Below are 21,406 nucleotides of genomic sequence, written 5' to 3'. Positions count from 1 at the left end.
AGGTTACGGCATAGGTAAGGGATCCAACATGAAGACCTTGGCGACCGCCCTCACAGGCATACTCGGTGTCTGCGTCCTCTCCACGAGCCCTGTTCTGGCTGCTCCCTATGATCCGTTCGGCACGAATGCCGGCGACGATTACTACTCGTCGGATCCGGCTTACGGCTACGGCCGTACGACCGATGATCCCTACGGCTATCCCGGCACGGCCGGACAGGGCTACCAGGCGGCTCCCCAGGCGCAGGTCGCTCCGATCCCGCGCGAGATCGTCGCGTTCGACGGCAACTACAAGCCGGGGACCATCGTGGTGTCCACGGCCGAGCGGCGCCTCTATTTCGTGATGCCGAACGGCGAGGCCATCCGCTACGGCGTCGGCGTCGGTCGCCCGGGCTTCACCTGGTCCGGCGTGAAGACGGTGACCGCCAAGAAGGAGTGGCCGTCGTGGACGCCTCCGGCCGCGATGATCGCCCGCCGCCCCGATCTGCCGCGCTACATGGCAGGCGGTGTCGAAAACCCGCTCGGCGCCCGCGCCATGTATATCGGCAATACCGAGTATCGCATCCACGGCTCCAACGAGCCGGACACGATCGGTCAGGCCGTGTCGTCCGGCTGCATCCGGATGACCAACGAGGACGTTACGGACCTCTACGAGCGCGTGAAGGTCGGCGCCAAGGTCGTCGTCCTCAACTGATTTCGCTGCACAGGCGCGAAAACGCGAAGGCCGCGCCATCCCCCCGGATGGCGCGGCCTTCGCAGTTTGAGCTCTCGGGTCTCGGATCGCTCAGGGCACCACGCGCCCGACGGCGGTCTGCGGAGCGCTGAAAGACGCGATCGGCATGTCGCAGAAACAGCGGGCGCCGAGGGGGCGCGGGCTCGGCAGCGGGCAGGAATAGGGCTGGTAGCCGGTCAGGCCCGACTGCACCGCATCGCAGTTCAGGCCGGCCTCCCGACGAGGCGGTAAGCGGCGCTCGTCATAGGCGCGGCGCGGCGGCGGCCGGTCGTAGCCGTCGTCGTAATATTGCGCGCTGGCACCCTGTGCCGCGAAGAGCCCGGCCAGGACCGTGAGGATCAGACTGCCTCGGGAGATACGTCGCATGGTCTTACGCCCTCGTTGACAGCGCCGGCCCGGGAAGCGGAGGGCCGCGCGGCGGTAAGGGTTAGGAGACCCGCCTGTCCCGGGCAAGTCTCACCCCATGCGCGGATAATGCTCGAATCAGTCTCGGCCCCAAAGCGGTCTCGGTGCGCCGGCCGGAGCCCTAACGCGAGCAGCCCGCTCCGCCGGGGGGGCGAAGCGGGCTGCGAAGGGAGCGCCCGTGCGGGCGCCGCCGGGATCGACTCAGGAGTTGGTTGCGTTCCGCATGGCCTGCTCGGCATCCGTGCCGGCCTTGCGCGCGGCCTCGGTGCCCTGCTCCATCGCCTTGCGGGCGTGCTCGGCGCTTTCCTGCATCGCGCCCTTGGCCTTCTCGGCGCTCTGCTGGATCGCCGACTGGGCAAGACCACCGAACTCCTTGGCCTGGGCCTGGATGGCGGCGAACTGGCTGCGCACGAACTCGGCCTGATGCTGCATCGCTTCTTGCAGGTCACGCGAGCGGACCAGCTTCTGGGCGAGGTCGAAGGCGGCTGTCACGTTCTGCTCGGCGAACTCGAAGCCGCGGGCGGACACGTCCTGCGCGTTGGTGCGCGCCATCTCGGCGGAACCCTGTACGGTGTCGGCGGTACGACGGGCGGCGCTGATAAAGGTGTCGAACGCCTTGCGGGCCTGATCGACGCTCTTCTCGGCGAAATCGCGCATTTCGGCCGGGACCTCGTAATTCGGAGTGCTGCTCATGATCCTCTCCTTGCTCTCGATTGTTGATGGCTCGTTGTGCACTGCACAATAGCACATTGCCGGCCCTATGCCACCCTGCTCGGACGCATTAAGGTTGACAACAGGTAAACGTGCGGCGTCCCCCCTCGTGGCTTAAGGAGAGGGGGTGACGCGGTAAAAAGGTCGTCACGTTCTGCGATTCGTCACGCGAAACAGGTGCGGATGTTCGAGAGTGGAGCCTCAGGGCCTGGTGAAACCGAAGATTTGGCCGTTTCGGCGCTCCTGCGCCGATGCGCCGATGATTCGCCTCTGACGACACGCCTCCGTGATCCCGGAAGTGTGATCCTGGTTTTGGACGGTGCCGGGACCCGGGTGCTGCAGGCGGCGCCCGGCGGGGAAGCCCTGCGGCGCGCGATCAGCGAATCGGATGGACGACTGTTTCCGGAGCTCCGGATCGGTGAGCAGATCGCGCGGGCGCGCCTGCGCCTCGACCATCCGCTGCTGCTGCGCCTCCAACTCGATGTACGGCGCCTCGCCTCGCCTGCGCTGGTCAGCCTGATGCGCGTCGCCGTCGATTCCACCCGCGAGGCCGTCGTGCTGGTGGCGAGCGCGCCGCTGCCGACCCTTCGGGCACGGGGGGGCACTCCGGCGCGGCCCGATCCCGAACCGGTTGCGAGCGAGCCGGCACCGTCCGCTCCTGAGCCCGTCACGGACCCGTCGGAGCCGATCACGGTCCGGCAGCGCTTCACCTGGGAAAGCGACGCCTCCGGGACCATCCTCAAGGTCTCGGGGGCGGTGGGGTCCGCCTTCCGCCGGAGGCTTCAGGGCCGGACTTGGCAGGCCCTCGTGGAGGCCGAGGTTCTCCGCGACGCCGGCGGCCTCCTCACCGCCCTCCGGAGCGGACGCACCTTCCGGGCCATCCCGATCACGATGGTCGATGTCGGAGGTCAGGCCTGCGAGTTGGACCTGTCCGGCGCGCCGCTCGGCCGGACTGGAACGGCGTTCCGCGGGTTCGGGCAGGTCCGCGCGATCCTCGAAGTGCCGCCCGCGCCGGCGGCGCAGCGACCCTCTCCGCCGCCGACCGTCGAGCCCCTCCCCGGCGCGTCCGAGCGCGCGGAGGCGGACCCCGCCCCGCAACCCGCTGACCCATATCTCTCGAGCCACGAGCACGCCGCGTTCCGCGAGATCGCGCGCGCCCTCGGCGCCCGCTTCGCCGGCGACGAGCGTCCGGACCCCGCGGCCGAACCGAGCCTGCCCTGTGCGGTGATGCCCTTTCCGCTCCAGCCCGGCCGGCCGGCGGAAGACGCCGCGCCGGATGCCGCGATGGTGGCGACCCTGGAGCGGATTCCCACCGGTGTGCTGGTCTATCGCGCAGACGCCGTGCTGTTCGCGAACCAGCCCCTGCTCGATCTCCTCGGCTACGCGGACCGCGAGGACCTCGCGGCGGCGGGCGGGATCGAACATCTGTTCGGCGGGCTCGAGCCGCAGGCGCGGCCGTCGGCCGAAACACCCCTGATCCTGGCGACCCGGGACGGCGGGCGCGCCAGCGTGCTCGTCGAGCATTCGGTCCTCGACTGGGCCGGACGGCCGGCGGAACTGCTGCTGGCCCGCGATGCCGAGCCGAGCGAAGAGGCCCGCGCCGCCACGGCGTCCGCGATCGCGCAAGATTTCGCCGCCCGCCACGGCACGGATGCCCGCGCACTCCTCGACGCCCTGGAGGACGGGGTCGTGCTCCTCGACCATCAGGCCCGAATCCTGTCCCTGAACCGAAGATCCGCCGAGCTCTTCGGACTCGATCCCCGTGAGGTGGTGGGGGCGAGCTTCCTCGGCTTGTTCGCCTCCGAGCACGCCGTCGACCTGCTGGCGCGCCTGCACGCGGAACCTGGGTCGGCTGTCGCCGAGGATACCCCGGTGGCGTCGCGCGGAACCCGGCGACGCCTGCGCGTGAAGATCCTGCCGCTCGCCGGGGATGCCGAGAGCCGCCTGTGCGCCGTGATCCGCGAGGAGGCGCAACGATCCGAGCGCCGGGAGGCGAAGCTGCCGGAGCGGACTGCATCCGAAGACCACGTCGTGCGCCGGGGCGAACTTCTGATGCTCGTCGGCGAAACGGTGCAGGGTCCGATTCGGGGCATGCTCGGGACGCTCGAAGGTCTGATCTCGGAATCCGTGGGTCCGTCCGGATCGGAGCCCCACCGCGCCGGTCTTCGCGAGGTCCACGCCTCCGGCGTGCACCTCCTCGGTCTGGTGAACGATCTCCTCGATCTCGCCCGTATCGAATCCGGCAAGATCGATCTCACCAGCGCGGACGTACCCCTGAACGAGGTGGTGGCGCGCTGCGTCGCCCTCCTCCAACCGGAGGCCTCCCGCAGGCGCATCGTCCTGCGCACCAGCTTCTCCGTCGATCTCCCGAACCTGGTGGCCGACGAGCGCTCGGTGCACCGGGCGACCGTCAACGTCATCGCGAACGCCATCGCGCTCACCGAGCCGGGCGGACAGGTCATCGTATCGACGACCCTGGCGGATCGCGGCGACGTCGCCCTGCGCATCCGCGACACCGGAATCGGCATGACGGCGGACGAGGTCGAGGGCGCTCTCCATCCCTTCGGCGATGGGACGCTCGGCAAGGATACGTTCGGTAAGGAGGCTCTCGGCAAGGGAGCGCAGGCCGAGCCGCGGCGGGGCACCGGCCTCGGCCTGCCTCTGACGAAGGCCCTGGTCGAGGCCAATCACGGTCGCTTCCGCATCTCCAGCCGGAAGGACGAGGGCACCCTGGTGGAGATGCTGTTTCCTGTGCGCGGCGCGACGATGCGGGCCTGAACCGGGCTGGCCGGCGCTGCAACCGGCCCGGCGAGCGCGCGTTGGATCGGCAGAAACGGAGAGCCCTCTCTCCCGCCATGGAGACGACGATGCGTGCGTTGACTGTGATCGCCCTGCTCGGGATCGGCCTGCCCGGTGCGGCGCTGGCCCAGCAATCCGGCACCGAGCCGAATCTCAACTCGGCCGGACAGTTCCGGAACATCACCTCGACCGGCGTGACCAAGCCGCCGGGGCGGGCCGAAGCCCCGTCCGAGGAGCGTGTCTCGGAGACTACCCGCAAGCAGCAGGCCATCGACAAGAAGGTCGGCACCGGCATCTGCATTGGGTGCAATTGAGCCGCGCACAAACAAATTAACAATCCTGTCCCGCACTCGCCCATCTGGGTGCTTGCGGGGAATATCTCGTTGAGCCTATGACGGTATTCGGAAGACCCGGCTGCGTGAACAGTCGCGATACGATCGGGCACCGATAGGGACAACGCGATGGACGAGAAGGTGGTCGAAGTGCGTTCGACGTGGAGCGAAGGCGCCCACGTCGACAACGCGAAGTACCAGGCCATGTATCAGGCCTCCGTCGCCGATCCAGAAGCCTTCTGGAGCGAGCACGGCAAGCGCATCGATTGGATGACGCCCTTCACGAAAGTGAAGAACACGAGCTTCGAGCCTGGCAACATTTCGATCAAGTGGTTTGAGGACGGACGCACGAACGTCGCCCACAATTGCATCGACCGCCACCTCGAGACGCGCGGCGATCAGGTCGCGATCATCTGGGAGGGCGACGACCCGAACGAGTCCAAGCACATCACCTACCGCCAGCTTCATTCCGAAGTCGGCAAGATGGCCAACGTGCTGCGCAACCGCGGCGTGTCGAAGGGCGACCGGGTCACGATCTACCTGCCGATGATCCCCGAGGCCGCCTACGCGATGCTCGCCTGCGCCCGGCTCGGCGCCATCCACTCCATCGTCTTCGGCGGGTTCTCGCCGGACTCGCTGGCCGGCCGCATCGAGGGCTGCGCCTCCAAGATGGTGATCACCGCCGACGAGGGCCTACGCGGCGGCCGCAAGGTGCCGCTGAAGGCGAATGTCGACGCCGCCATCGCCCGACTGCCGAAGGACAGCGTCGATCACGTCGTCGTGGTACGCCGCACCGGTTCGTCGATCGCGATGGAGCCGGGCCGCGACGTCTATTACGACGAGGCCGCCGCCCAGGTCACCGACGAGTGTCCGGCCGAGTCCGTCGAGGCCGAGCACCCTCTCTTCATCCTCTACACCTCCGGTTCAACCGGTCAGCCGAAGGGCGTCGTCCACACCACCGGCGGCTACCTGGTCTACGCCTCGATGACGCATCAGTACGTCTTCGATTACCGCGAGGGCGAGGTCTACTGGTGCACCGCCGATGTCGGTTGGGTCACGGGCCATTCCTACATCGTCTACGGGCCCCTCGCGAACGGCGCCACGACCCTGATGTTCGAGGGCATCCCGACCTATCCCTCGAACTCGCGCTTCTGGGACGTGGTCGACAAGCACAAGGTGAACATCTTCTACACCGCGCCCACCGCGATCCGCTCGCTGATGGGCGGCGGCGAGGGCCCGGTGAAGAAGACGTCCCGTGCCTCGCTGCGCGTCCTCGGCTCGGTCGGCGAGCCGATCAACCCGGAAGCCTGGGACTGGTACTACAAGGTCGTGGGCGAATCGCGCTGCCCCATTGTCGACACCTGGTGGCAGACGGAGACCGGCGGCATCCTCATCACGCCGCTTCCCGGCGCGACCAAGCTCAAGCCGGGCTCGGCGACGCGGCCGTTCTTCGGCGTCCAGCCGATCGTGGTCGATGCGGAAGGCAAGACCCTCGAGGGTCCGTGCGAAGGCAACCTCTGCATCAAGGATTCCTGGCCCGGTCAGATGCGGACGGTCTACGGCGACCACGAGCGCTTCGAGCAGACCTACTTCTCGACCTATCCGGGCAATTACTTCACCGGTGACGGCTGCCGCCGCGATGCGGACGGCTATTACTGGATCACCGGCCGGGTCGATGACGTCATCAACGTCTCGGGGCACCGGATGGGCACGGCGGAGGTCGAATCCTCCCTGGTCGCGCACCCGAAGGTCTCCGAGGCCGCCGTCGTCGGCTATCCGCACAGTCTCAAGGGCCAGGGCATCTACGCCTACGTGACCCTGATGGAGGGCGAGGAAGGCTCGGACGAACTGCGCAAGGAGCTCGTGACCTGGGTCCGCAAGGATATCGGGCCGATCGCCTCGCCGGACCTGATTCAGTTCGCACCGGGCCTACCCAAGACCCGCTCGGGCAAGATCATGCGCCGGATCCTGCGAAAGATCGCCGAGGACGAGTTCTCCTCGCTCGGCGACACCTCGACCCTGGCCGAGCCGGCCGTGGTCGACGACCTCATCGAGAATCGACAGAACCGGACGCACTGAACGACGTCCGACTTGCCGACCGCGCGGTCATCCTCCGGATGGCCGCGCGCCGTCACGCCTGAAATCCACGCGCATACTTTCAAGCTTCATCACAGCGGGATGCACGTCCGTGAAGAGACGGCACCCGGGGAGAAACGTGTCATGTCAGTTCCCGAGACTGCGCGCATCGCGCAGAATCCGCGCTTCAAGGAGCTCGTCCACGAGCGCACCCGCTTCGGCTGGACGCTGACCATCATCATGCTGCTGATCTATTTCGGCTTCATCGGGCTGATCGCCTTCGACAAGGCGCTGCTGGCCGTGAAGATCGGCGGCGGCACCGCCTCCCTCGGCCTCGTCCTCGGCGTCGCCGTGATCGTCCTCGCCTTCATCCTCACCGGCATCTACGTCCAGCGCGCCAACGGCCGCTTCGACGCGCTGACCGCTGCCCTCAAGCGGGACCTCGGACGATGATCCGCCTCAAGCATCCCCTCGTGCTGGGCACCACGCTGGCGGCGCTGGCCGCCACGGCCGCCTATGCTGCCGGCCCCGATCTCGGCGCGGTCAAGCAGTCGGCGACGAACTGGCCCGCCATCGGCATGTTCGCATTCTTCGTCCTGTTCACCCTCGGCATCACCTACAAGGCGGCCAAGGGCACCAAGTCGGCCTCCGACTTCTACGCCGCCGGCGGCGGCATCTCGGCCGGCACCAACTCGCTCGCCATCGCGGGCGACTACATGTCCGCCGCCTCGTTCCTCGGCATCTCGGGCCTCGTCTACACCTCCGGCTTCGACGGTCTGATCTACTCGACGGGCTTCCTCGTCGGCTGGCCGATCGTGCTGTTCCTGATCGCGGAGCGCCTGCGCAACCTCGGCAAGTTCACCTTCGCCGACGTCGCCTCGTTCCGCCTCGACCAGACCTCGATCCGCATCATCTCGGCCACCGGCACGCTGGTGGTGGTGGCTTTCTACCTGATCGCCCAGATGGTCGGCGCGGGCAAGCTGATCCAGCTCCTGTTCGGCCTGCCCTACCTCTACGCCGTCATCATCGTCGGCGTGCTGATGATCGTCTACGTCGCCTTCGGCGGCATGAAGGCGACCACCTGGGTGCAGGTGATCAAGGCCTGCCTGCTCCTCGGCGGCGCCACCTTCATGGCCGGCGCGGTGCTCTACCAGTACGGCTTCAATCCGGAGGCGCTGTTCGCCGCCGCCGTGGCGACCCACCCCAAGGGTGACGCGATCATGGCGCCGGGCGGCCTCGTCAACAATCCGATCGAGGCGATCTCGCTCGGCGTCGGCCTGATGTTCGGCACCGCCGGCCTGCCGCACATCCTGATGCGCTTCTTCACGGTGTCGGACGCCCAGGCGGCCCGCAAGTCGGTGTTCTACGCCACCGGTCTGATCGGCTACTTCTACATCCTCACCTTCATCATCGGCTTCGGCGGCATCGCCCTGCTGATGTCCGATCCGGCCTACTTCACCCTCGATGCGGCCGGCGCCTTCGACAAGCTGAAGGGCATGATCGGCGGCACCAACATGGTGGCGGTGAACCTCGCCAACGCGGTGGGCGGCCCGTACTTCCTGGGCTTCATCTCGGCGGTGGCCTTCGCGACCATCCTGGCGGTGGTGGCGGGCCTGACGCTCGCCGGCGCCTCCGCGGTGAGCCACGATCTCTACGCCCAGGTCATCGCCCGCGGGCGCACCAACGAGGCCGCCGAGGTCCGCCTCTCCAAGATCGCCGCCGTCGTCATCGGCATCGTGGCGATCTATCTCGGCTACGTCTTCGAGAACCAGAACGTCGCCTTCATGGTCGGCCTCGCCTTCTCGGTGGCGGCGAGCTGCAATTTCCCGGTCCTGACCATGTCGATCCTCTGGAAGGGCACCACCACCTGGGGCGCCCTCATCGGCGGCCTCGTGGGCCTGATCGCGGCGGTGGGCATGGTCGTTCTGTCGAAGGCCGTCTGGGTGACGACCTTCGGCAACCCGGTGGCGATCTTCCCCTACGACAACCCGGCCCTGTTCTCGATGCCCCTGGCCTTCCTGACGATCTTCCTCGTCTCGAAGCTCGACAACACCCGCCGGGCGAAAGCCGAACGCGCATTGTTCGATGCCCAGTTCGTGCGCTCGGAGACGGGTATCGGCGCCGACGGGGCACACGCTCACTGACCACCTTCGCAACGGCGAATGTGCGAAATCGGAAGGGCGCGGCGCAAGCCGCGCCCTTCTGCGTTGCGCGAGCGGATTTAATCCCGGCGGGACCCAAAAAATACTTCGACTTTGTTCAAAAAAATCCTGAATTCCGCAGTTTGCGCCTCCGTTTCGGACTTGGGCCAAAACAAGGCATCGCCTAGCATAGCGCCGCGGGTCTTGGGTGCGGGATCTGGTCAGCGTCGGCTCGACGGGTCGAGACGCGCGGGTAGACGGTGCATCGATCCCCGAAGGGTCCAACAAGCCACGGGCGGACTACGCCTGGGCGAGACAATACTTGGAGAAACGCCACATGGTTGCGTCGAGCGCAATTCCCGTCAGCGAATCGGCCACCCGGCCGATGAGCGCGGGCGAGAAGAAGGTCATTCTCGCCTCGTCCCTCGGTACCGTCTTCGAATGGTACGACTTCTACCTCTACGGATCGCTTGCGACGATCATCGGAGCGCAGTTCTTCTCGGCCTACCCGGAAGCGACGCGCAACATCTTCGCGCTGCTGGCCTTCGCCGCCGGCTTCCTGGTCCGGCCCTTCGGCGCCCTGGTCTTCGGCCGGCTTGGCGACATGGTCGGCCGCAAGCACACCTTCCTCATCACCATCCTGATCATGGGCATCTCGACCTTCTGCGTCGGCCTGCTGCCCTCCTACGACACCCTGAACGGCTACGGCATCGGCTGGGTCGCGCCGGTGACGCTGCTGGCGCTGCGCATGCTCCAGGGCCTGGCCCTCGGCGGCGAGTATGGCGGTGCGGCGGTCTACGTGGCCGAGCATGCGCCGCGTGGCCGCCGCGGGTTCTACACCGCCTTCATCCAGACGACGGCGACCCTCGGCCTGCTGCTTTCGCTGATCATCATCCTGTCGACCCAGGGCTACGTGAACGGCGCCTACGCGCCCACCGTGACCACCGCCGCGGACGGTACCCAGACCACCATCACGGCCTTCCAGGCCTGGGGCTGGCGCATCCCGTTCCTGGTCTCCTGCGTGCTGCTGCTGATCTCGGTCTGGATCCGCCTGCAGATGAACGAGAGCCCGGCGTTCAAGAAGATGAAGGAGGAGGGCACGCATTCGAAGGCACCGCTCTCCGAGGCCTTCGGCCAGTGGCGGAACGCCAAGTGGGCGCTCCTCGCCCTGCTCGGCCTCACCGCCGGCCAGGCCGTGGTCTGGTACGCCGGCCAGTTCTACGCGCTGTTCTTCCTGCAGAGCATCCTCAAGGTCGACCAGTTCACCGCCAACGTGCTGATCGCCTGGTCGCTGCTGCTCGCCACCGGCGGCTTCCTGTTCTTCGGCGCGCTCTCCGACAGGATCGGACGCAAGCCGGTGATCCTCGGCGGCTGCCTGATCGCGGCGCTGACCTACTTCCCGCTGTTCGAGCAGCTCACCGCCAACGCCAACCCGGCGCTCTACCAGGCGCAGTCCACGGTCCCGGTGGTGGTCAAGACCAACCCGGCCGAGTGCTCCTTCCAGTTCAATCCGGTTGGGACGGCCAAGTTCACCAAGGAGTGCGACGTCGCCAAGGCGCTGCTCGCCCGCTCGGCCGTGAACTACACCACCGAGCCGGTCGCCGCGGGCGCACCGACCATCGTGACCATCGCGGGCAAGGACTTCCCCGTCGCCGACCCGGCCTTCGCCAAGTCGGTGCCGGCGGCCCTGACCGCGGCGGGCTACCCGGCGCCGGCCGGCAACGCCACCATCGTCAAGGCCTCGAACCCGATCGACATCTTCACGGGCCAGAAGCTGATCGTGGTCGGGATCCTGACGATCCTCGTCCTCTACGTGACGATGGTCTACGGCCCGATCGCGGCGGCGCTGGTGGAGCTGTTCCCGACCCGCATCCGCTACACCTCGATGTCGCTGCCCTACCACATCGGCAACGGTTGGTTCGGCGGCCTGCTGCCGGCCACCTCCTTCGCCATCGTCGCCCAGACCGGCAACATCTATAACGGCCTGTGGTACCCGATCGCGATCGCGGCGATGACCTTCATCATCGGTCTCCTGTTCATTCCGGAGACCAAGGACCGCGATATCTTCACCTACGACGAGAACCCGGTCCGGTAAGGATTGCGGCCCCGGGGGCCCCGCCGCGAGGCGGGGCCCTTTTCGATTCAACGAGCCTCGGGCTCGGGCGTCGTCAGGAAGTCGGTGACCAGCAGGGCGTGGTCCGCGACGCTCTGGCGAGCATACGCCATCGCGAAGTCGGCGACCGCCTCGTCGAAGGCGGAGCCCTTGCCGAGATAGCCGGCGATCATCGCCGCGTCGCCCGAGCGGGCATGGGCGCGGGCCAGGGTCGTGCCGCAGAGCTGGGCGTAGGCCTTGGCGCCGCTCTCGGCCAGGATCTCGGCCACGGCCGACAGCTTCCGGTTCTTGAGTTGGCGCACGTAGAACGAGCGGCCGCTGGCTTCGGAGAACGCGGTGCCGAGGAAGAGGTCGCTCGCCGCCTGCATGATCCGCTGGCCGTCGATCACCCGCTGGCCCTCGGACACGACACTGAAGGGCTTGAGCGCGAGCTGGCCGATCACCGAGGGGCGAGCCTCCTTGACCTGCAGGAACAGCGGCGCTCCGTCCGCGTCCGTGTAGATCCCGACGGCGCTGACGAGCCCGACCGAACCGACGCCGACGACCTTGAAGGCGACGTCGCGCTGGGCGTAGCGCGAGAGCAGGGTCCAGCGATCGGCCGTGAGGCTGTGCGGATAGGCCAGGAGCGCCTGCGCGGCGTCCTGCACCGCCTCGGTCAGGCCGCCGGGACCCCGATGGAAGATCGTCGGTTCCTTGTCGGCGATGGTCCAATCCGCCGGGTCGGTCTGGTCCGGAGCCACCGCGAGGGTCGGGACGTCCCCGCGGGCGAGCCCGTCCGTGTTCTCGGTGGCGGCCTCGGAGAGGAGACGCCGGCACAGGTCATCGTCGCCGAGGCGCCCGACCTCGTGCTCGAGGTCGATGCGGCTGTGCCAGATCGCCAGGGGCGACAGCGCCGAGAGGTCGCGCATGTGCTCGCGATAGGCCCGGACCCCGGCCCGCGCCGCGCGGCGCGCCTTGTCCTCGCCGCGCGGAAGGGCGGCCACCGCGATGCTGGCGGCGAGACGCTTCACATCGACGGTGAAGTCGACGTTCCACAGGGTCTCGTCGAAATCATTGATATCGAACAGCGTCTGCCCCTCGGGGCTGCGGTAGACGCCGAAATTGCCGATGTGGCAGTCGCCGCAGGCCTGGACCGGGATGCCGGGGACCGGCACGCCCTCGAGATCGGCCGCCATCACGGCGGCGGCCCCGCGCAGGAAGGCGAAGGGATCGGCCCGCATCCGCTCCCGCCGGAGCGGGACGAGCTCGGCCAGACGGCTCGCCTCGGCGGCCTGGAGGATCGCCAGGGGATCGCGCTGCGGCGAGGCCTGCCACTCGGCATGCGATTCCCGCGAGACCTGCTCGCGCAGGCGCTTGCCCGCCGCTCGGCGTTCCTCGCGGCGGGTGGAATGTTGCGTGTGAGTCATGGCGTGGGGCCTCGTAGGTCCGGGACGCAGAGCCGTTCCCGGCGGCCCGGGTAGAAAGTCAGTGCCGGAAATGGCGGTGGCCGGTGAACACCATGGCGAGGCCGGCCTCGTCGGCGGCCTTGATCACGTCGGCGTCACGCATCGAGCCGCCCGGCTGGATCACCGCCGTGGCCCCGGCCTCCGCCGCCGCGATCAGCCCGTCGGCGAAGGGGAAGAAGGCGTCGGAGGCGACCACCGAGCCCTTGGCGAGGCTCTCGGCGGCGCCGAGGCGCCGCGCGCCTTCTGCCGCCTTCCAGGCGGCGATGCGCGAGGAATCGACCCGCGACATCTGTCCGGCGCCGATGCCCACCGTGGCGCCGTCGCGCGCATACACGATGGCGTTCGACTTGACGTGCTTGGCGACCCGGTAGGCGAAGCGCAGGTCGGCATATTCGCGCTCGGAGGGCGCCCGCTGGGTGACGACCGTCAGGGGCATGTCGTCGACCACCGCCGCGTCGCGGGCCTGGACCAGCAGGCCGCCCGCCAGGGTCTTCACGGTCTCGCCGGCCCCGCGCGGGTCGGGTAGGCCGTCGGCCAGGAGCAGGCGCAGGTTCTTCTTGCCCGCCACGATCGCGATGGCCTCCGACGTGGCGTCCGGGGCGATGATCACCTCGGTGAAGATCTCGACGATCCTGCGCGCGGCCTCGGCATCCAGCGGACGGTTCAGGGCGACGATCCCGCCGAAGGCGGAGGTCGGGTCGCAGCTCAGGGCGCGCTCGTAGGCTTCGAGGAGGTCGGCGCCCTCGGCCACGCCGCAGGGATTGGCATGCTTGATGATCGCCACGGCAGCGGCGCGCGCCGGGTCGAACTCCGCCACGCACTCGTAGGCCGCATCGGTGTCGTTGAGGTTGTTGTAGGACAGCTCCTTGCCCTGGAGCTGGCGCGCCGTGGCCACGCCGGGCCGCTTCGGGCCCGCAGACCGGTAGAAGGCCGCGCTCTGGTGGGGGTTCTCGCCGTAGCGCAGGGGCTGGGCCAGCGTGCCGCCGAAGGCACGGTAGGCCGGCGTCGCCTCGCTCTCGATCTGTCCCGCGAGCCAGTTGGCGATGGCCGCGTCGTAGGTCGCCGTGCGGGCATAGGCCTTCTGGGCGAGGCGGCGCCGGGTCCGCTCGTGCAGGCTGCCGGCATTCGCCTCCAGCTCGGCCAGGAGATCGGCATAGTCGGCGACGTCCACCACGACCGCGACGTCGGCATGGTTCTTCGAGGCGGCGCGAATCATCGCCGGGCCGCCGATGTCGATGTTCTCGACGCACGCGTCGTAGGAGGCGCCCTGCGCCACCGTCGCCTCGAAGGGGTAGAGGTTGACCACGAGGAGATCGATGGCGCGGATCCCGTGCGCCGCGAGGGCCGCCTGGTGCTCCGGATTGTCGCGCACCGCGAGCAATCCGCCATGGACGCCGGGGTGCAGGGTCTTCACCCGCCCGTCCATCATCTCGGGAAAGCCCGTCAGGTCGGCGACCTCGGTGACGGCGAGCCCCGCTGCCCGCAGGGCCTTGTGGGTGCCGCCGGTGGACACGAGCTCGATGCCGAGGCGGTCGAGGGCGGTGGCGAACGCGACGAGGCCTTCCTTGTCCGAGACGGAGAGGAGAGCGCGGGTGACCCGCACCTGGTCATGCGACATGGCGTTGCGTCCGAAGGCAAGCGACGAGGAACTGACCGGCGCCTACCACGAAATTGTGCGCTGCGGCCAGCCGCGCCGTCGGCCGTGAGGTCAATCCTGCCGCAGCTGTGCCCGGGCGAAGCCCCATTGAATGCGGGTATCCTCCGCCACCGACAGGTGCAGCACGATCTGGTCCGTGCGCCGGGCGCCGGTGAGCCCCGCGAAGTAGACGCTTTCCTCCAGGGCGACCGATGCCCCCTCGGCGCCGAAATGCCAGACCTCGCCGATGGGCGAGAGCAGTTCGATGCGCCCGTCCTCGAGGCCGCGCGCCGCGATGGCCGGATGCAGGTGGAAGCGCACCGCCACCTCCTGCGCCCGGTGCCGGGCCTTGCCCCGCTTGGCCGCCGGCGGACGGACGAAGGCATCCTCGCCCGCGAGGAGGTTGCCATTGCCGGAAAGGCGCCAGCGCCGCTCGTGGACGAGACCGTAGTCGCGGGCATAGCCGTCGTGGCGGGCCGCCAGGACGGCTATGCCCTCCTCGATCGTGCGCTCGGATTTCACGTCGCGCGGGCCGCGCAGGATCACGGGGCCGATCCGGTGCGAGAGCCAGGTCACGGCCCAGCGCTCGTACCAGGCGCCCCCGCCCACGAGGAAGCGGCAGGACGAGGTGTCACCCACCGTGGCTGTGGAATGAGCGGCCGTGCTGCGGGCGAGGCGCCGCAGTTCCGGACCGCTCGCGGGCAGCCCGCAATTGACGACGATGCGCTGCGGCCCGCTCGACATCTCGAAGGACAGGCAGCCGGCGCCCGCATTGATCGAATCGGCCAGCGGTGGCGGTGCACCGACATCGGCGACGACGAGGACGCGCCCGCCCTCCAGGCGCTCGTAGCCCGAGTTCGGGGCGTGCATCATCGGCTGCGCCAGCGCGCCGTCATAGACCAGCAGGGTGGCGAGGTGGTCGGCCGCCGTCGCGCCCATGCCGTTGAAATGGCTGAGCGAGGCGTCCGGATGCCGAAGCAGGCGCAGGAGCGGCAGCATCCGGTCGATGGCGTGCAGGAGGGCTTCCGGTGGGTCGACGCTGCGCGAGAGGAAGCTCTGGCGCAGAGGCAGCAGATCGAGGAGCAGTTCCATGGCGAAGCGTGGGTCGCGGCTGCGATGGCCGCCGTCGCGCAGGATCTGCCGGTCGAGTTCCCGCACCAGGATGCGGGTGGAGCGGCGCAGGATCGGCTGGATGCCCTCGCAGCAGAGTCCGGCGTAGCAGAGCGCCACCGCCGCGAGCAGGCGGCTCTGGGGTGCGATGCCCCGGCGCAGGTCGCCCTCGAGGTCGCGGGCCGTCTTGCCGAGAGCCTTCAGGAAGGCCTGGTAGAAGGCGTGGTCCGCGCCCTCCAGAACCAGCGGCGACTGGCACAGGAAGGAGATCAGCCGGCGGGCCGCCACCGGCGTCGGCCGCGCGAGCGCCGCATCGCCGCGGCCGGCGATGAAGTCGGCCACGAAGGCGCGGGCATTGGCCCGGGCCAGGGCCGTATCGGCGGCGCGCAGATGGCGCAGCCATCCGAAGCCGTAGAGGATGTCGGCCCATTCCGGCGAGGGCGGCGCATAGTCGAACGGCGAGCGGCCGCTGACCGACAGGGAGCGCCCCGCGAAGACGAACAGGCCGGCATAGATGTCGTCGGCGAAGGTCGCGTCGCTGGTCCGCAGGTCGTGCGGCGCGATCACGAGGGCCGTCACGCGGGCGCGGGCAAGAATATCCGGCCGACCGGTCACCCTCGCATAGGTATCGCGCACGGAGCGCGCGATCTCGCGTCCGATCAACCGATAGAAGCGCCAGCGATCAGCCCCCCAACGCACGCCTTCTCCTCTTTCGGCTGCAGGGCCGCGAGCCGTCAGCGCGCGGCGTCGGCGCCGTTCGTAACTCGGTCCGGTCTTGACTAGGCCGTGGGCCTTAACCTGCGGTTAACCTCAAGTCACCCGCCCCATCGGTACGAACCCCCCTCACTCCGCCGGCCGCTCGGCGACTTGGCGGACCGGACGGGCACCCCGGGCATCGGCGGCCTTCAGGGCCTTCCAGCTGTTCGGCTGTGCCACGAAGGCGCGGAGGGCAGCGGTGTTGGCCGCGGCCTCTTCCGGCGAGAGGTCCTGGCGCGAGACCGCCTCGGCATCGGAGAACTTGCCCTGGAGGCCGAGCACCAGGGCGAGATTCTGGCGCACGCGCGCATCGGCGCGCGGCTGCTCGGTGGCGCGCCGCAGGGTCGCCTCCGCCTGCGGCAATTGCCGGCCGAGGGCGTAGGAGAGGCCGAGATTCGACAGGATGACGGGATCGTCCGGCTGGATCTTCAGCGCCGCCTCGTAAAAGCCCTGGGCCCGGTCGTGCTCGCCGAGCTGGTCGGCGACCGCGCCCTGGGCCGACAGCACGCGCCAGTCCGGCCGGGCCGGGGTGTGCGCGTTCTGGAGCACATCGGCCGCCTCCTGGAAGCGGCCCACCTCGGACAGGCTCTTGCCGTAGGCGGCGAGCACGGTGTTGTTCTTCGGGTTGCGCAGGGCCACCTGCTGCAGGACCGCGACGGCCTGCGGCTTCTGGTTCGTGGCGCGCAGGGCCTGCGCGTATCGCAGCGCCAGGGACACGTCGTTCGGATCGGCGCCGTATTTCTCGCCCAGAGCCTCGACATCCCGCCGGCTGACCACCGCGGGACCCTGCGGGCGGCCGAAGCCCGGCAGCGAGAGGCCGCCGATGGAACCGGTCGTCTCCGGAGACCGGGACTGGCAGCCGGCTGCGAGGGCCGCCACGAGCGTGGCCGCCAGGAGGGGCCGCGGACGGATCCGAGAGAACGTGAACAGCGGCGTGACCATGACGCGCTCCGCGACGGGCCGGCAGGGCCCAGGATTTGCTCGGGCGGACGCTTCGCGCTCCCGTTCGGCCGGTGATAGAGCGTTAACCCTAACCCGCCGTTAATCGCCCGCTCCTGCCCTCGCGAGATCCATGACCCAGTCCCTGTCCCGCCTCGTCGCCGAACCGGGCGACTCCGTCCCGATCACCTGCGTCACACCGGAATCCTGGCCCCGGGTGGAGGCGTCCCTGCCCGCTCCCCAGGCCGCCTATGCCCGCGCCACGGACTTCGCGCCGAAGGCCGGGGGGATCGCCCTCCTCCCAGCCCCCGACGGTCGGCTGGGTCAGGTTCTGTTCGGCCTGGGCGACGGCAGTGACCCGATGATCGCCGGCAAGCTGCCCGGCGCGCTCCCGCCGGGAACCTATCGCCTCGCACCGGCGGAGGGGTTCGACGCCGGAGCGGCGACCCTCGCGTGGCTCCTCGGGAGCTACCGCTTCGGGCGCTATCGCGACGCGGGCTCCGAACGCCCGGCCCTCGTGGTCCCCGAGGGGGTCGACGGCGAGGCGGTGGCCCGGATCGCCGAGGCGGTGGCGCGGGGCCGCGACCTCGTGAACACACCGGCCAACGACCTCGGCCCGGCGGAGATCGAGGCCGCCATCCGTGCCGTCGCCGAGCGCCACGGCGCCGTCGTGACGGTCGTCGCCGGCGACGAGCTCGCGCGGGCGTTTCCCCTGGTCCACACCGTGGGCGCCGCCTCCCCACGGGCGCCGCGTCTCATCGACCTGTCCTGGGGGACGGCCGATGCGCCGCGGGTGACCCTCGTCGGCAAGGGCGTCGCCTTCGACACCGGGGGGCTCGACATCAAGCCGTCGAGCGGCATGCTCCTGATGAAGAAGGACATGGGCGGCGCCGCGGCCGCCCTCGCGGCGGCCGACATGGTGATGGGCTCGGGCCTCCACCTGCGCCTGCGCCTGATCGTGCCCGCCGTGGAGAACGCGATCTCGGGGAGCGCCTTCCGCCCGGGTGACGTCATCCGCAGCCGGGCCGGCCTCACGGTCGAGATCGGCAACACCGATGCCGAGGGACGGCTGATCCTCGCCGATGCCCTCGCGCTGGCGGATGCCGACTCGCCGGAGATGCTCCTCGACTTCGCGACCCTGACCGGTGCGGCGCGGGTCGCCCTCGGCCCCGACCTTCCGGCCTTCTTCACGGAGGACGAGGGGCTGGCCGCATCGGTCTCGGAGGCCGGGATCGCCGTCGCCGATCCGATCTGGCGCCTGCCCCTGCACAAGCCCTATGCGAGCCTGCTCGATTCGAAGATCGCGGATCTCAACAACGTCTCGGGCGGTCCCTTCGCGGGGGCGATCACGGCGGCCCTGTTCCTGCGCCGCTTCGCGCCGAACACGCGGGCACACGGGCATTTCGACCTTTACGGCTGGAATCCCTCGACGAAGCCGGGCCGGCCGGAGGGGGGCGAGGTCCAGACCGCTCGCCTGGTCCACGCCCTCCTGACGCGGCGCTATCCCAAGGCCTGACCCGGTCCCAAGGCCCGACCCGGTCCGCCGTCAGAGGCCGAGCATCGCCTTCTCGGACTCGTAGGCCGCGCGCACCGGGGCCGCGCCGTAGGTCCGCTCCAGCCGCCGCACGGTGAAGTGCGCCCGCGCGGTGGACTGGAAGTGGTCCATGAAGGCGGCGTTCACCGCGGCGCCGCCCACGGCCCCGAGGATCGGCACGGCCTGCGCCGCCACCTTCTGCGAGACGACAAGGCCGAAGCGCGCCGCGATCTGAGTCGAGAAGCGGATCAAGGCGGGGGCCGCCTCGTCGAGGAGGGCGCGATTGCCGGCGTAGCGCGCCGCCTCGACCATGGTCTTGGCCAGCGCCGCACGCACGGCGAAATAGCCGCTCTCGGTCAGGGCGCTTCCCGCCGCCTCGCGGCCGCCGAGGGCGAAGACCTGCACGCAGGCGAGGGCGTTCTCGGGATCGCCGAGATCCTCGCCCTCCTCGCGGGCGATCTGCGCGATCGAGCGCAGCATCAGCGTGGTGGAGACCGGCAGTTCCACCGCGAGGGTTGCGAGGCCGAAGGCGCCCCCGAGGGCGCCGGAGACGGCCGCCATCGCCTTGTGGCCGAAGGCGCTGGACGGCAGGTACTTCGCCAGGCGCGTCACCGTGCGGACGGTGGCGGAATCCGTTTCGACAGGACCGGCGAGGAGCGGATCGCCCGGCGCCGCCACGGGAATCTCGCGGCCGGCCGGCAGCGTCGCCAGGGCGACCTTCAGGGAGGCGCGCATGGCGCTCTCGGTCGCCTGCGACACGGCTTCGGTCACGGGCGCGGGCAGGGCACGGCCGATCATGTCGAGGGGCGCGCCGGCCACCGCCGAGAGCCGCGCGGCGAGGCCCGGCTTCTCCAGGGCCTCGACGGCGCGTCGGAGCGCGGCGCGGTCGGCCTCGCTGAGGTCCGGCGCGCCGGGGCTGACGGCCGGGGCGGTGGTGGTGTCGTCGACGAGTTTGATGTTGCTCACGTCTGCGGTCTCATCCGTGTGCCGGGTGGGGGCGTCCGGTCCGCCCTGCCCCGGTGTGGTCGCTGCCGGTGGAAGCAAGCCCGGTGCCCCTCGGATGGTTCCCGCCGATCTCGTCGCCGGCGGCGGCCTCCGGGCGGACCGGGTCCGCCGCGGTGGCCTGCGCCGCGCTCGCCTTGCGCTCGCCGGCCCGGCCGACGAACAGGCAGAGGATCACGACCGGAATGCCGACGGCCGCCGTGAAGGCGAAGAACACGGGGTAGCCGTAGGCCGCGACGATGAACCCCGAGGTCCCGGCCACGAGCTTGCCCGGCAGGGCATAGAGCGAGGAGAACAGGGCGTACTGCGTCGCGGCGAAACCCGGTGCGGTCAGGCTCGACATGTAGGCGATCAGCGCCATCCCGGCGAAGGAGCCGCAGAAATTGTCGATGGAGATCGCCGCGGTGAGGCGCCAGACCTCCGGTCCGCCGAAGGACAGCCATGAGAAGGCGAGGTTCGAGGCCGCGCCCAGGAAGGCCCCGACCACGAGGCTGGGGAACAGGCCGAAGCGCGTCATCGCCCAGCCGCCCACGAAGGCGCCCGCGATGCCGACCCAGATGCCGTAGAGCTTCGACACGGCGCCGATCTCGACGAGGCTGAAGCCCACCTCCCTATAGAGCGGGCTCGCCATCACGCCGGAGATGAAGTCGGGCAGGCGATAGAGGGCGACGAGGAGTAGGATCGCCCACAGGCCCGCCCCGAGCCGGGTGTGCAGTTCGGTCAGGGGCTCCAGGACAGCGCTGCGGAAGGTCCAGGTCCGGGGCGGCGCAGCGGACTCGGCCGCGGTGATCGCGCGGTCGAAGGCCGGGGCGAGCAGCGCGGCGATCATGCCGACGCCCATCAGGGCCGCCATCGACAGGTAGGCGATGCTCCAGCCATAGGCGCTGGCGATGAACAGCGCGCCGGCGCCCGCCGACATCAGGGCCAGGCGGTAGCCGAGGTTCGAGGTCGCGGCCATCACGCCCTGGAGGTCCGTGCCGGCCGCGTCGATGCGCCACCCGTCGATCACCACGTCCTGCGTCGCGGCGCAGAAGGCGACCAGGAAGGCGCCCAGACCCAGCAGCGCGAGGCTGGTGCCGGGATCGGCGAAGGCCATCAGCGTGAGCGACAGGGCGACCGCGCATTGGGTTGCGATCATCCAGGCCCGGCGCCGGCCGAGCGCGCGGCTGAGCACCGGGACGTCGAATCGGTCGATGATCGGGGCCCAGAAGAACTTCAGGGTGTAGGGCAGCGCCAGGTAGCTGAACAGGCCGATCGACTTGATGTCGACGTCCGAGTAGGCGAGCCGCGTCGAGAAGGTGCCGAGCACCAGCAGCAGCGGCAGACCCGAGGAAAAGCCCAGAGCCAGCATCAGCAGGATGCGGGGATCCTCGACGATGTCCTTCAGGCGGAGGCGGCGGCTCGGGATGTCCAGCGCGTCGCTTTGGGCCATGGCATGGAACTCCTGGGGGCCGAAAGGCTTGATGCCCGCACGCCATGGCAGGCCTCGGCACCGACCCGGGACGGGGTCGGCCGTTCGGACTGCATGCCGTGGCGCATCGATTACCACCGACAGCATGCCTTCCGAAATCTTAACGCGAGGTCTCGCATCTTCCTGTTAGCGGCTCGACCGCCCCCACGAGGGACCACGATCCAGGTGTTGACGGCGGGCGCTCCCGGCAGTTCAAATCTGTGTTC

16 protein-coding genes are annotated in these 21,406 nt (G+C 69.5%); 8 read left to right on the top strand and 8 right to left on the bottom strand.

What is annotated here, in order from left to right; genetic code table 11:
* Positions 1–28: 28 nt before the first annotated feature.
* Positions 29–691: a L,D-transpeptidase gene (locus ACXJY8_RS02400; RefSeq protein ID WP_463775917.1), complete on the top strand. Its 663-nt coding sequence runs from the start codon at positions 29–31 to the stop codon at positions 689–691.
* A 90-nt stretch (positions 692–781) separates the two neighbouring features.
* Here the strand turns inward: ACXJY8_RS02400 and ACXJY8_RS02395 are convergent, their stop codons facing one another.
* Together ACXJY8_RS02395 and ACXJY8_RS02390 are read right to left on the bottom strand one after the other, a co-directional pair.
* Positions 782–1,096, bottom strand: coding sequence for a hypothetical protein (locus tag ACXJY8_RS02395; RefSeq protein ID WP_463775916.1), 315 nt, complete (start codon positions 1,094–1,096; stop codon positions 782–784).
* Between the two features lie 240 nt (positions 1,097–1,336).
* Entirely contained in the window at positions 1,337–1,828 is a 492-nt protein-coding gene (locus ACXJY8_RS02390; protein ID WP_056473597.1) for a phasin, read from the bottom strand.
* Between the two features lie 318 nt (positions 1,829–2,146).
* Here ACXJY8_RS02390 and ACXJY8_RS02385 point away from each other — a divergent pair, with 318 nt between their 5' ends.
* The 6 genes from ACXJY8_RS02385 to ACXJY8_RS02360 all read left to right on the top strand — a co-directional run bounded on the left by ACXJY8_RS02385 (position 2,147) and on the right by ACXJY8_RS02360 (position 11,289).
* Positions 2,147–4,624 carry an ATP-binding protein gene (locus tag ACXJY8_RS02385; RefSeq protein WP_463775915.1) on the top strand — a complete coding sequence of 826 codons (2,478 nt, stop codon included), beginning with the start codon at positions 2,147–2,149 and terminating at the stop codon, positions 4,622–4,624.
* A gap of 89 nt (positions 4,625–4,713) precedes the next feature.
* Complete coding sequence (locus ACXJY8_RS02380; RefSeq protein WP_463775914.1) at positions 4,714–4,959, top strand: hypothetical protein; 246 nt, start codon at positions 4,714–4,716, stop codon at positions 4,957–4,959.
* Between the two features lie 147 nt (positions 4,960–5,106).
* Positions 5,107–7,056 (top strand): acetate--CoA ligase, encoded by a 1,950-nt coding sequence (gene acs / locus ACXJY8_RS02375; RefSeq protein ID WP_463775912.1) that lies wholly within the window; start codon positions 5,107–5,109, stop codon positions 7,054–7,056.
* A 141-nt stretch (positions 7,057–7,197) separates the two neighbouring features.
* A complete protein-coding gene (locus ACXJY8_RS02370) occupies positions 7,198–7,506 on the top strand; it encodes a DUF485 domain-containing protein (RefSeq protein ID WP_463775911.1) in 309 nt (102 codons plus the stop codon).
* Entirely contained in the window at positions 7,503–9,197 is a 1,695-nt protein-coding gene (locus tag ACXJY8_RS02365; RefSeq protein ID WP_463775910.1) for a cation acetate symporter, read from the top strand. The genes ACXJY8_RS02370 and ACXJY8_RS02365 overlap by 4 nt, the downstream gene beginning before the upstream one ends.
* A 334-nt stretch (positions 9,198–9,531) precedes the next feature.
* Positions 9,532–11,289, top strand: a complete 1,758-nt coding sequence (locus tag ACXJY8_RS02360) for an MFS transporter (RefSeq protein WP_463775909.1) — start codon at positions 9,532–9,534, stop codon at positions 11,287–11,289.
* Positions 11,290–11,336: 47 nt separating this feature from the next.
* Here ACXJY8_RS02360 and ACXJY8_RS02355 read toward each other — a convergent pair whose 3' ends face one another.
* From ACXJY8_RS02355 to ACXJY8_RS02340, 4 genes are all read right to left on the bottom strand, one after another.
* Positions 11,337–12,713 (bottom strand): DUF2252 domain-containing protein, encoded by a 1,377-nt coding sequence (locus tag ACXJY8_RS02355; RefSeq protein WP_463775908.1) that lies wholly within the window; start codon positions 12,711–12,713, stop codon positions 11,337–11,339.
* 58 nt (positions 12,714–12,771) lie between these two features.
* A complete protein-coding gene (gene purH / locus ACXJY8_RS02350; protein WP_463775907.1) occupies positions 12,772–14,370 on the bottom strand; it encodes a bifunctional phosphoribosylaminoimidazolecarboxamide formyltransferase/IMP cyclohydrolase in 1,599 nt (532 codons plus the stop codon).
* A 90-nt stretch (positions 14,371–14,460) separates the two neighbouring features.
* Entirely contained in the window at positions 14,461–16,197 is a 1,737-nt protein-coding gene (locus tag ACXJY8_RS02345; RefSeq protein WP_463775906.1) for a heparinase II/III family protein, read from the bottom strand.
* 144 nt (positions 16,198–16,341) lie between these two features.
* Complete coding sequence (locus ACXJY8_RS02340) at positions 16,342–17,196, bottom strand: tetratricopeptide repeat protein (protein ID WP_463775905.1); 855 nt, start codon at positions 17,194–17,196, stop codon at positions 16,342–16,344.
* Positions 17,197–17,326: 130 nt separating this feature from the next.
* On the opposite strand from ACXJY8_RS02340, the gene ACXJY8_RS02335 reads away from it, so the two are divergent.
* Positions 17,327–18,709, top strand: a complete 1,383-nt coding sequence (locus ACXJY8_RS02335; RefSeq protein ID WP_463775903.1) for a leucyl aminopeptidase family protein — start codon at positions 17,327–17,329, stop codon at positions 18,707–18,709.
* A 30-nt stretch (positions 18,710–18,739) separates the two neighbouring features.
* Here ACXJY8_RS02335 and ACXJY8_RS02330 read toward each other — a convergent pair whose 3' ends face one another.
* Entirely contained in the window at positions 18,740–19,684 is a 945-nt protein-coding gene (locus ACXJY8_RS02330) for an EcsC family protein (RefSeq protein ID WP_463780304.1), read from the bottom strand.
* A gap of 19 nt (positions 19,685–19,703) precedes the next feature.
* The gene (locus ACXJY8_RS02325) at positions 19,704–21,161 is read right to left on the bottom strand and encodes an AmpG family muropeptide MFS transporter (protein ID WP_463775898.1); all 1,458 of its coding nucleotides are present in this window, start codon (positions 21,159–21,161) and stop codon (positions 19,704–19,706) included.
* Positions 21,162–21,406 lie beyond the last annotated feature (245 nt).

The sequence above is a fragment of the Methylobacterium sp. TK31 genome, assembly GCF_055361545.1.
Note: the sequence above shows the minus strand (reverse complement) of the source record. Positions and strands in the feature narration are given on the sequence as shown.